The sequence below is a fragment of the Mesorhizobium sp. M1322 genome, assembly GCF_040318085.1.
Taxonomy (GTDB): Bacteria; Pseudomonadota; Alphaproteobacteria; order Rhizobiales; family Rhizobiaceae; genus Mesorhizobium.
The window spans coordinates 20,918-30,561 of record NZ_JAMYLP010000072.1 but is presented as its reverse complement, the minus strand read 5'-3'; the positions used below and the strand labels follow the sequence as shown (position 1 = coordinate 30,561).

Annotated in this window: 10 protein-coding genes; 2 read left to right on the top strand and 8 right to left on the bottom strand. The window is 63.7% G+C overall.

Translation table 11 applies throughout. The annotated features are described in order from the left end of the window. The 3 genes from NKH12_RS22580 to NKH12_RS22570 all read right to left on the bottom strand — a co-directional run. Window positions 1-1,543: diguanylate cyclase domain-containing protein (locus NKH12_RS22580; RefSeq protein ID WP_352955165.1), on the bottom strand; the 1,543-nt coding region annotated here is incomplete at its 3' end. Between the two features lie 172 nt (window positions 1,544-1,715). Further along, window positions 1,716-2,921 carry an NAD-dependent formate dehydrogenase gene (locus tag NKH12_RS22575; RefSeq protein ID WP_352955164.1) on the bottom strand — a complete coding sequence of 402 codons (1,206 nt, stop codon included), beginning with the start codon at window positions 2,919-2,921 and terminating at the stop codon, window positions 1,716-1,718. Window positions 2,922-3,190: 269 nt separating this feature from the next. After that, window positions 3,191-3,790 carry a YdeI/OmpD-associated family protein gene (locus NKH12_RS22570; protein WP_352955163.1) on the bottom strand — a complete coding sequence of 200 codons (600 nt, stop codon included), beginning with the start codon at window positions 3,788-3,790 and terminating at the stop codon, window positions 3,191-3,193. 213 nt (window positions 3,791-4,003) lie between these two features. On the opposite strand from NKH12_RS22570, the gene NKH12_RS22565 reads away from it, so the two are divergent. After that, the gene (locus NKH12_RS22565; protein WP_352955162.1) at window positions 4,004-4,654 is read left to right on the top strand and encodes a hypothetical protein; all 651 of its coding nucleotides are present in this window, start codon (window positions 4,004-4,006) and stop codon (window positions 4,652-4,654) included. Window positions 4,655-4,705: 51 nt separating this feature from the next. Here the strand turns inward: NKH12_RS22565 and NKH12_RS22560 are convergent, their stop codons facing one another. Continuing rightward, entirely contained in the window at window positions 4,706-5,608 is a 903-nt protein-coding gene (locus NKH12_RS22560; RefSeq protein WP_352955161.1) for a S1C family serine protease, read from the bottom strand. A 286-nt stretch (window positions 5,609-5,894) separates the two neighbouring features. Here NKH12_RS22560 and yghU point away from each other — a divergent pair, with 286 nt between their 5' ends. Beyond that, entirely contained in the window at window positions 5,895-6,761 is an 867-nt protein-coding gene (gene yghU / locus NKH12_RS22555; protein ID WP_352955160.1) for a glutathione-dependent disulfide-bond oxidoreductase, read from the top strand. Between the two features lie 344 nt (window positions 6,762-7,105). Here the strand turns inward: yghU and NKH12_RS30615 are convergent, their stop codons facing one another. From NKH12_RS30615 to minD, 4 genes are all read right to left on the bottom strand, one after another. Continuing rightward, the gene (locus NKH12_RS30615; protein WP_502697603.1) at window positions 7,106-7,270 is read right to left on the bottom strand and encodes an exopolysaccharide production repressor protein; all 165 of its coding nucleotides are present in this window, start codon (window positions 7,268-7,270) and stop codon (window positions 7,106-7,108) included. 178 nt (window positions 7,271-7,448) lie between these two features. Then, window positions 7,449-8,330 (bottom strand): EamA family transporter, encoded by an 882-nt coding sequence (locus NKH12_RS22550; protein WP_352955159.1) that lies wholly within the window; start codon window positions 8,328-8,330, stop codon window positions 7,449-7,451. Window positions 8,331-8,544: 214 nt separating this feature from the next. Then, window positions 8,545-8,817 carry a cell division topological specificity factor MinE gene (minE, locus tag NKH12_RS22545; RefSeq protein ID WP_029351320.1) on the bottom strand — a complete coding sequence of 91 codons (273 nt, stop codon included), beginning with the start codon at window positions 8,815-8,817 and terminating at the stop codon, window positions 8,545-8,547. Next, complete coding sequence (gene minD / locus NKH12_RS22540) at window positions 8,814-9,629, bottom strand: septum site-determining protein MinD (RefSeq protein ID WP_029351318.1); 816 nt, start codon at window positions 9,627-9,629, stop codon at window positions 8,814-8,816. Before minD ends, minE begins: the two co-directional genes overlap by 4 nt. Between the last annotated feature and the right edge of the window lie 15 nt (window positions 9,630-9,644).

The following is a 9,644-nucleotide window of genomic DNA, read 5'->3' as shown; positions in this document are numbered from 1 at the left end:
GTGACAGCACCGTCCTGATGATCCAGCGGTCGAGCCGCGCCGCGACGCCAAACCGCTCCGCCGCCGCGATGAACTCGCCCGGCGGGATCCACCGCCCGTTGCGCCCGTCGAGCCGCGCCAGGACCTCGACATGGCGGCTCTCCTGCCAGGGTTTTCCGAGCCGGTGGATTTCCTGGCCGAACAGTTTCAGCCTTCCGTCTTCCATGGCATCGACGGTGTCGGCCGCCAGCCGCGCCGCGGTGAGGCCGCTGCAACCGGATGTTGTCTCAGGGGAGAACACAGCGAAGCGATTGCGCCCGGCGGCCTTGGCCGCATAGCAGGCGTCGTCGGCGCAGGCGAGCGCGTCAGCCACCGCGGTATTCTCATCGGCGACGAAGGCGATGCCGATGCTGGCCGCGAGCTTGCGCGACGCCGCCGTCGAGCCGAGATCGGCATCGCGAACCGCCGCGAGAACGGCGCCGGCGAGACGCTCGGCTTGCGCTGCGTCGCAATCAGGCACCAGCAGCGCGAACTCGTCGCCGCCAAGGCGCGCGGCATGCGCCGGCGGCGGCAGACAGCCCAGAATGCCCTCGGCAACGCTCTTCAGCGCGAGGTCGCCGGTGGCGTGGCCAGCGAAGTCGTTCAAGGCCTTGAAGTAATCGAGATCGACATAGAAGACCGCGAGCGGGCGCGCCGTTGCGATATGCTGGGATAGCAGCCGGTCGAATGCGGCGCGGTTCAAAAGGCCAGTCAGGGCGTCATGGCAGGCCGCATGGGCAAGTTCCTGCTCGCGTTGCTTCGCCTCGGTGATGTCGCGCACCGTGCCCAGGATCTGGCCCGACGACTGGGCGTCGGCGATGAACCGTATCAGCGATTCGACATGTCTGATGTCGCCGTCCCGCTTGATGATGCGGTATTGCACGGCGACGACCTTTTGGGTTTGCAGCGGCGCCAAGTGGGCCCGCTCGGCGTCGGCCCTGTCGTCCGGATGCAGATAGCTGTGCCAGAGGTCTTGCGACACCTCGTCGGTTTCGGCGACCAGCCCGAAGATTTCCCGCGTGCGCTCGTCCCAGAAGCTTTTGCGTGCGGCGAGATCGTGATGCCAGATGCCGGTGCCGCTGGCCGCCAATGCCAGGCGAAAGCGCACGTTGACCTGTTCAAGCTCTGCTTCCGCTTGCTTCTGCTTGGTGATGTCCGTCTGGACGCCCATCAGCCGGACCGGCCGGCCTTCCGCGTCGCGCTCGACCACTCCGCCGCGATCGAGAACCCACACCCAGTGACCGGATTTGTGCTTCAGCCTGAGCTCGGTCTCGATCGAATCGGTCAGGCCGGCAATGTGGCGTTCGCCGCTGGCCACCGCCCGCTCGCGATCGTCGGGATGCGTCAGCTGCAGCCAGAGATCGCTCGCCTCGACGAGCTCACCCTCGCCATAGCCGAGCATTTGCGACCACATTGCCGAGTAGAAACAGTCGCCGGTCCTGAGATCCCAATCCCAGACGCCAAGATGCGCGCGTTCGAGCGCCAGCTCCCAGAACTCTCCGTTGCGATTCTTCTTGTTAGCCATGCCCTGGACTTCGCCTGCCCCCTCGAGGCCCATTGTGCGGCAAAAGCAAAGAAGAAACCGTTACTGCGCAAGGAGCGGGCGAAGGGGCCTATAGGAGGCACCACGGCGGGCTCCGGTTCCTTCTACGACCCCTGCGGCAGACCTGATCTCGCCTGGCTCGGGCCTTGTCGGATCACGCCTTGGCCTTGAAGCGCGCCGCCTCCTCCGAACCGCTTGTGGCGTCGCCTGCGCTATAGGAATGCGCGCCGGCGCCGGCCAGCTTGCCGCCATCGACGATCAGGTATTCCTCGCGGATCGGCCGGCCTTCGAACCAGCACTCCAGGATTTCACGCGTGCCGGTGGCGTAGCGCGTCTGGGCCGAGAGCGAAGATCCTGAAATATGCGGCGTCATACCGTGATGCGGCATCGATCGCCACGGATGGTCCTTAGGGGCCGGCTGCGGGAACCACACATCGCCGGCATAGCCCGCGAGCTGGCCGCTCTCCAGCGCACGGGCGACGGCGTCGCGATTGCAGATCTTGCCGCGCGCCGTGTTCACCAGATAGGCGCCGCGTTTCATCCTGGCGATCATCGCCTCGTCGAACAGGTTCTCCGTCTCCGGATGCAGGGGCGCATTGATCGTCACCACATCGCAGATGCCAACCATGGACGCGGCGTCTGGGTGGAAAGTGACGCCAAGGTCCTTCTCGACCGCCTCGGGCAGCCGGTGGCGGTCGGTGTAGTGCAGCTTGACGTCGAACGGCCGCAGCCGGCGCAGCACCGCGCTGCCGATCCGGCCGGCGCCGACGGTTCCGATCTGCATCCCCTCGACATCGTAGGAGCGCGCGACACAGTCGGCGATATTCCAGCCGCCCTTGATAACCCACTGGTAGGAGGGGATATAGTTTCGCACCAGCGCCAGGATCATCATCACCACATGCTCGGACACGCTGATCGAGTTGCAGTAGGTCACCTCGGCGACGGTGATGCCACGGTCCATCGCGGCCTGCAGATCGACATGGTCGGACCCGATGCCGGCGGTGATCGCAAGCTTCAGTTGGTTTGCCTTGGCTATCCGTTCCTTGGTCAGATAGGCCGGCCAGAACGGCTGCGAGATGACGATTTCGGCGTCAGCGAGCTCGCGTTCGAAAACGCTGTCGGGACCGTCCTTGTCCGAGGTCACGACCAGGCTGTGCCCGGCGCTTTCGAGAAATGGCCTCAGGCCGAGCTCGCCCGACACGCTGCCGAGCAGAACCCCCGATTCGAAGTCGATGGCCTTCGGCGTGGGAAGCGTCTGGCCGCCGGGATAGCGGTCGAGCTTCGGCAGTCCATCCCGTGCATAATTTGACGGATAACCGTCAACCGGATCGTCATAAAGGACGCAAACGACCTTTGCCATTTTGATCTCCCTTCGTGTGATGACGAGGAAGACGCTCGATTGTTAAGGCCGCCCTCCAAACGAACGAGCGGCCACTCTGGTTTGTCAGAGGCCAGCAACTCCTGGCGCTTCCTCGGAAAGTTGCGCACTATTGCGAACTAAATGGAGGAGCCGGACGCGGCTTCAAGCCCAGCGGCAGGCAACGGTGCCGCGTTCATCATCGAATTTTGAGCGTGCGGACGACGATCCGCAATAGCAGCCACAGCCGCGGCGGCGCCAGCCACAAAGCCTCACTTCTTCCCTTGCGGGTAGATCGTCTCGCCGCGCTTCAGCATCTCGACGAACGCCGCGATCTTCTTCTTGCGCCCAGCCTCGGTCTTCATGTTGTGGATGCGGAAGGCGAGCGCGAAACGGTTCTGCGCGCTTAGCGTTGCCAGCATCGCCTTGGCCTTGGGCTCGGCATCGATAGCGGCCTGCAAATCCCCGGGGATTTTCATGTCCTTGCCGCTTCCATAGGCGCGCGCCCAGCGCCCATCGGCCTTCGCCGCATCGACCTGTTTCAGCCCATGCTCGGTCATGCGGCCCTCCTCGATCAGCCGGGCGACGTTGTCGACGTTGATCTGGCTCCAGGTGCTCTTCCTGCCGCGCGGCGTGTAACGCTGCAAATAGCTCTTGTCGTCGAGCCCCTTGCGCACGGCGTCGATCCAACCCCAGCACAGCACGACGTCGATGGCCTCCTTGGGCGTGATCGAAGGCAGCCCAGAACCGACCTTGTGGATCTTGATCCAGACCTCTGTCTCGGTGTCGTGGTGCTGGCCGAGCCAGGTGTAGAAGCTTTCGGCATCGCTGAATTCGCACACCTTGGCGGGATCGACCTTGACCGGTGCCATCAGCGGGCCTCGCTTTTTGCGGTCGTCATCGGTTTCCTCCTTCGCTGCTTAGCTCCGATCGAATGGAGCAACAGTGGCCTTGTTGCAAGGTTGGCGGGACAGCAAAGCCGCCGATCTCCCCCCACGTGGGGGACATTGGCAGCGTCGCTGTCCCGCGGCGCCCATGGCGGTTCTTCCAATCGTGATGTAGGAATCTCCCTGGCAGAACCGGCCATGGCGGACAGGGCGGGCCTCAACTTGGGGGATGTTGCCATGCGAGCAATGCTGTTCGGTCTTGCCCTGCTGGCGCCAACCGTGGCCCTGGCCGAACCAATAGAAACCCAGAAGATCATCACGGCGCTGACCGGCGACTGGAATGGCGACGGCGGCACCGACCTTGTGATGATCGTCGAGACCGAGCCCAGCGACCCGATGGACGTGCATTTCTTTCTCCGGGATCGCGAGCACAATTTTTTGCGCCCTGCCGGCACCGTGCGCGGTCAGATTCTCGGCGAGTGGAACGGTTACGACCGGCCCGGCTACGAGGCCTCCGACACCGAGCCGGAGCTGACCGGGCTGCCCAACGGCTCGATCAAACTATATCTGCCGGCAATGCCGGTCGGCAGCAAGCGGACTAACCAGACGCTGACGCTCGCTTACCGCGACGGCGCCTTCATCGTCGCCGGCTTTGCCTATAACTATCATGATTATTTTGAGGACAATGTCGCAAGCGACTGCGATTACAATGTTTTGACCGGCAAGGGCAAAGGCAGCAAGATACAGCCCGATGGCACGACCAAGCAGAAAACTGTGGCGGTGGAAGGCAAGGTCATTGCCTTTTCGGAGTGGAACCCCGGAACAGGGTTCAGTGCCTGCGGCGAGTGAGGCACGCCGCGTCATCGGATTATCAGGAGGATCTGACCGGTGGTGACTGCTTCACTGCAGCTGCGGTTTTTTGAGAAAGCTGTTGCGGTCGGCCGACTTGACGCGCAGCCAGGTTTCGCGGCCGTCGCGCACAACCCGCAACGGAATCTCGGCGCCCGCCGGGTTCTGCCAAAGCTTGCGGTAGAAATCGGCGAGCCCGTCGACTTCGCCGTCGCGCACATCCGAGATGATGTCGCCCTGGCGCAGGCCGGCTTCGGCGGCCGGGCTGCCTTCGGCGACACTCATCACCACGACTTCGCCATTGCTTTCGGCGGAGAAGGCGCCGAGCCATGGGCGCGGTGGCTTGGCAACCTGGCCGCGTGTCAGGAGATCGTCGAGAATGGGCGGCAGAAGGTCGATCGGCACCACCATGTTGATATCGGCGATCTCGCCGGCGCGGCTCATCTGCAGGCACAGCGAACCGATACCGAGCAGCCTTCCGTCCTGCCCGATAAGTGCCGCACCTCCCCATGACGGATGGGCGGGCGCGGTGAAGATCGCCTCGTCCAGGAGATACTCCCAATAGCCGGCGAATTCCTGCTTGGTGACGATGTGCGCCCTGACCGCCTGGCCGATGCCGTCGGCGAGCACCACGGGGTCGCCGGCCATCGCCCTGGCCGCATCGCCGAAAGCCACCGCAGGCAGGCCGAGCGGGGCCAGCGCCTGCACCAGCCCAAAGCCCGATTCCTGGTCATAGGCGAGCGCGTGCGCGGGAACCACGCGCCCGTTGTGGTCGGTCAGCCAGACTTCTTCCGCCTCGGTGATGAGGTAGCCGATGGTGAGCACCAGCCCGTTATCGCGAATGACCACGCCGCTGCCTTCCCGGCTCGTGCCCAGCGCATTGGCGGTGAAGGCGTCGTCAGGGATCGAGGCGCGCACCGCCACGATGGACCGCAAAATCGTATCGATGGACATGCTCTCAATCCCGGCAATATTCATGACGGCCGCCAAAGGCCCGGTATCTTCTATAGGTATGGCGCACGTGACGAGGCGCAAGGGCATCGGTGAGCCCCCCTCCTCCCGGGGTCCATTGGTAGAAAGGGCATGCGGCGTCGACTATAGTTCAACATAAGTTGAACTTCCTGCTGACCGCACTACCTGTATCAATATGTAGATGAACCTGCCCCACGAATCTCCCGCTTCCATCGCGCGAGCTGATCCTCCCCAAGACCCTCCCCGCTCATAGCACAAGGCCTCCGAGATGAACCAATACACACCGCCGAAAGTATGGACCTGGAACAAGGAAAATGGCGGCGCCTTCGCCAGCATCAATCGGCCGATCGCCGGCCCGACGCATGATAAGGAGCTGCCGGTCGGCAAGCATCCGCTGCAGCTCTATTCGCAGGCGACACCGAACGGCGTCAAGGTGACGATCATGCTGGAGGAGCTCTTGGCGCTCGGCCACAAAGGTGCCGAATACGACGCCTGGCTGATCAGGATCAACGACGGCGACCAGTTCGGCAGCGGCTTCGTCGAGGTCAACCCCAACTCCAAGATCCCGGCGCTGATGGACCGCAGCGGGCCAAAGCCGATCCGCGTCTTCGAATCCGGCTCGATCCTGGTGCATCTGGCCGAAAAATTCGGCGAATTCCTGCCGACCGAGCAGCCGGCGCGCGCAGAAACCCTGTCATGGCTGTTCTGGCAGATGGGCTCGGCGCCCTACCTCGGCGGCGGCTTCGGCCATTTCTACGCCTATGCGCCGGAAAAGATCGAATATGCCATCGACCGCTTCGCCATGGAGACCAAGCGCCAGATGGACGTGCTCGACCGGCGGCTGGCGGTGAGCGCATATCTCGGCGGCGACGCCTACACGATTGCCGATATCGCCGTGTGGCCCTGGTATGGCGGGCTGGCCAAGGGCCGCATGTATAACGACGCCGGCGATTTCCTGGCAGTGGACGGGTACAAGAACGTGCAGCGCTGGGCCGAAGCAATCGACGCACGGCCGGCGGTGCAGCGCGGCCGCATGGTCAACCGCGCCTTCGGCGAGCCGGCGATGCAGCTGCACGAGCGCCACGACGCCACCGATTTCGACACCAAGACGCAGGACAAGCTGGCGGCCGAATGAGTTGAGCGGATGACGGGCTGATCTCCCTCTTGGGGAGATCGGCAACTCAGCCCGCCCGCGCCGTCTCGAAGGCAAGAGGCACTCTATCTGCACAAGCCGCAGGCAGGCTGCCGCGCTGCCCAATCCAGGCATATGTATCCGGAAATATATACTGGTTGACTAAAGTAACGGAACGTCCAATGCACATTACCAGAACCGAACAAGTCCGCTTTCGAAAGGCTTAGACCATATTATCTATTTCGGTCACATCATGACTAAGCACATCGATATTCTGCCGGCGCGTGACCTGAATCTCGACACGGGCCAAAACCGCGTACCGACGGTCGGGCACTCGCGGTCGCGGATTACCTATGTGTCTTTCGCCCGGCTCTGTAGATCAGCTGGACGACGAACAAAAAATATCCAACCTGCGAAACGATCAACGTAAGGACCGTCCAGCCCAGCGCCTTCCAGATTGAACCCGTTGCCAAAAAAGTCGAGAGCGCCACGACGAATGACGCGGTGGTCATCCCCACCAGGAACTGTGGAAAATTCATCGTTTTTCAAGGCCGCCCCGGAGCTTTTAACAGCCGCGACGACTACCCTTGCCCATTTACCCCGGACCAACGTTTTCACCCTTTCAATGGTTGCGCAAGTGGCAAATGGATCAGAGGTGTGCGCACGTTCAATGCAATCTACGGTTGAACCCTATTCGGGCGAAGGCACCGGCGGCTTGTTCGTGATGGTGGCACCGAAGGCAGCGGCTATGACGGCGGCTACTCCCAGGCACTGCAGCTCGGTCAGGATCTCGTGCAGGAACAGGAACCCCGCCAGCGCGCCCAGCGCCGGCTCCAGGCAGGTCAGCGTGCCGTAGAGCCTGGCGGACATCCTGGTCAGCGTCACCATCTCCAGCCAGAACGGCAGGGCACTTGAGAACAGGCCGACCAGCAGGGCGCCGGCCAGGATCGACGGCGAGACCAGCGCCGGCCCCGCCTCGGCCAGGCCGAACGGCAGCGCAAGCACTGCGGCGATTGCCAGGCCGTAAGCCGTGGTCTGCCCGCCGAGCTCGGCGCCCGCCTTCTGGGCGAACACGATGTAGAGCGCCCAGAAGCCGCCGGCCGCCAGCGCCAGCATCACGCCGGCCGGATCGAGCGCATCAGGCGAATGGACGAGGGGCGACAACAGCACGATGCCGGCGACGGCAAGCGCCACCCAGGCGAAGTCGCTGCCGCGCCGGGACGATAGCGTCGCGACCAGAAGCGGGCCGGTAAATTCGAGCGCCACCGCGATGCCGAGCGGAATCCTCTCGAGCGCCGCATAGAACAAAAGATTGAGCGCGGCGAGCGTCACCCCATAGGCGATGAGCCACGGCCACACAGTCCGGGACGGCCGCACCCGCCAGGGCCGCAGAACCGCCGCCAGCATCAGCGCGCCGACGACCAGCCGCAGCGCCGTCGTGCCCTGCGCGCCGACCAGCGGAAACAGGCCCTTGGCGAAGGCCGCGCCGATCTGGATCGACACCATGGCGCCGAGAAGTGCCGCGATGGGCAGGGTCTCGAAAACAGGCTTGATAACCGGCGTCGACGTCACTTGTGGTTGGTCCTCTGCCGCCGGGCTATGCGCGACGCATGCGGCGGAGATAGGACCAATGAGCTTGCCTGTCGTGAGGCAGCGAGAGGTGGTTGGGTGGGGCAAGCGACGCTGACGGTGGCTGCAGCTCAGGCGATATTCTTGATACGCCGGCGGGACAGCACCCCTTCTGTCCTGCCGGCGTCAAAAATTACTACAGGCGCAATACTGCCGCTCAGGCCGACATGGCCAGCGGTCTTGCGCTCTTGTTGGGGATCTGGATGTCGATCTCCAGCGTCGACATCGTCTCGCCGCGATCCATCGAGACCTGCAGGTAATCCTGGTCGATCTGCACATGCCTGGCGATGACGGCCATGATCTCCTCGCGCAGCACCGAGACGAGATCGGGCTGGCTGCGGTTGCGGCGCTCATAGGCGAGCAGCACCTGCAGCCGCTCGCGCGCCACCGGCGCGCTGCCGCGCCGCTTGAAGAGGTCTAACAGGTTCATGCTGCCCTCCTTCCAAAAAGCCGGTCGAGAAAGCCCTTGCGCTCGAACGGCACGACCACCGGCAGTTCTTCCCCCTCGAGCCGTTTGGCTGCCTCGATATAGGCGCGGGCGGCGGAATTCGTCGGATCGCTGAGCGTCACCGGCGAACCGAGGTTGGAGGCCTTGAGCACGTCCTGGCTTTCGGGAATGATGCCCAGGAGCGGCGTCGACAGGATTTCCAGAACGTCGTCGATCGAGAGCATTTCGCCGCGTGCAGCGCGGGCGGCATCATACCTTGTCACCAGCACGTGCTTGGCGATCTGTTCGCCCCGCTCGGCCTTGACGGTCCTGGCGTCGAGCAGGCCGATGATGCGATCGGAATCGCGCACCGAGCTGACTTCCGGGTTGGTGACGATGACCGCCTCGTCGGCGAAGCGCATAGCAAGCTGCGCGCCGCGCTCGATGCCGGCCGGACTGTCGCAGAAGACGTAGTCGAACACCGAGCTTAGCTTTTCGATAACCTCGCCGACGCCCTCCTCGGTCAGCGCATCCTTGTCGCGCGTCTGCGAGGCCGGCAGCAGGAACAGCGTCTCGACCCGCTTGTCGCGGATCAGCGCCTGCGAGAGCTTGGCCGTTCCCTGGATGACGTTGACCAGGTCGAACACCACTCGCCGCTCGGCGCCCATGATCAGATCGAGATTTCTTAAGCCGACATCGAAGTCGACCAGGGCCACCTTCTTGCCGGTCCTCGCGACGGCGGCGCCAAGGGCGGCCGTCGAGGTCGTCTTGCCGACGCCCCCCTTGCCCGAGGTGACCACCACTACCTTGCCCATCTATGCCTCCATTAT

Excerpts from the sequence above, each read along its gene's own strand:
- NKH12_RS22570 (WP_352955163.1), bottom strand. The coding sequence starts at position 3,790 with ATGGCACCGGTCAAGGTCGATCCCGCCAAGGTGTGCGAATTCAGCGAT.
- NKH12_RS30615 (WP_502697603.1), bottom strand. The coding sequence starts at position 7,270 with ATGACCACCGCGTCATTCGTCGTGGCGCTCTCGACTTTTTTGGCAACG.
- yghU (WP_352955160.1), top strand. The coding sequence starts at position 5,895 with ATGAACCAATACACACCGCCGAAAGTATGGACCTGGAACAAGGAAAAT.
- minE (WP_029351320.1), bottom strand. The coding sequence starts at position 8,817 with ATGAACCTGTTAGACCTCTTCAAGCGGCGCGGCAGCGCGCCGGTGGCG.
- minD (WP_029351318.1), bottom strand. The coding sequence starts at position 9,629 with ATGGGCAAGGTAGTGGTGGTCACCTCGGGCAAGGGGGGCGTCGGCAAG.
- NKH12_RS22560 (WP_352955161.1), bottom strand. The coding sequence starts at position 5,608 with ATGTCCATCGATACGATTTTGCGGTCCATCGTGGCGGTGCGCGCCTCG.
- NKH12_RS22565 (WP_352955162.1), top strand. The coding sequence starts at position 4,004 with ATGGCGGACAGGGCGGGCCTCAACTTGGGGGATGTTGCCATGCGAGCA.
- NKH12_RS22575 (WP_352955164.1), bottom strand. The coding sequence starts at position 2,921 with ATGGCAAAGGTCGTTTGCGTCCTTTATGACGATCCGGTTGACGGTTAT.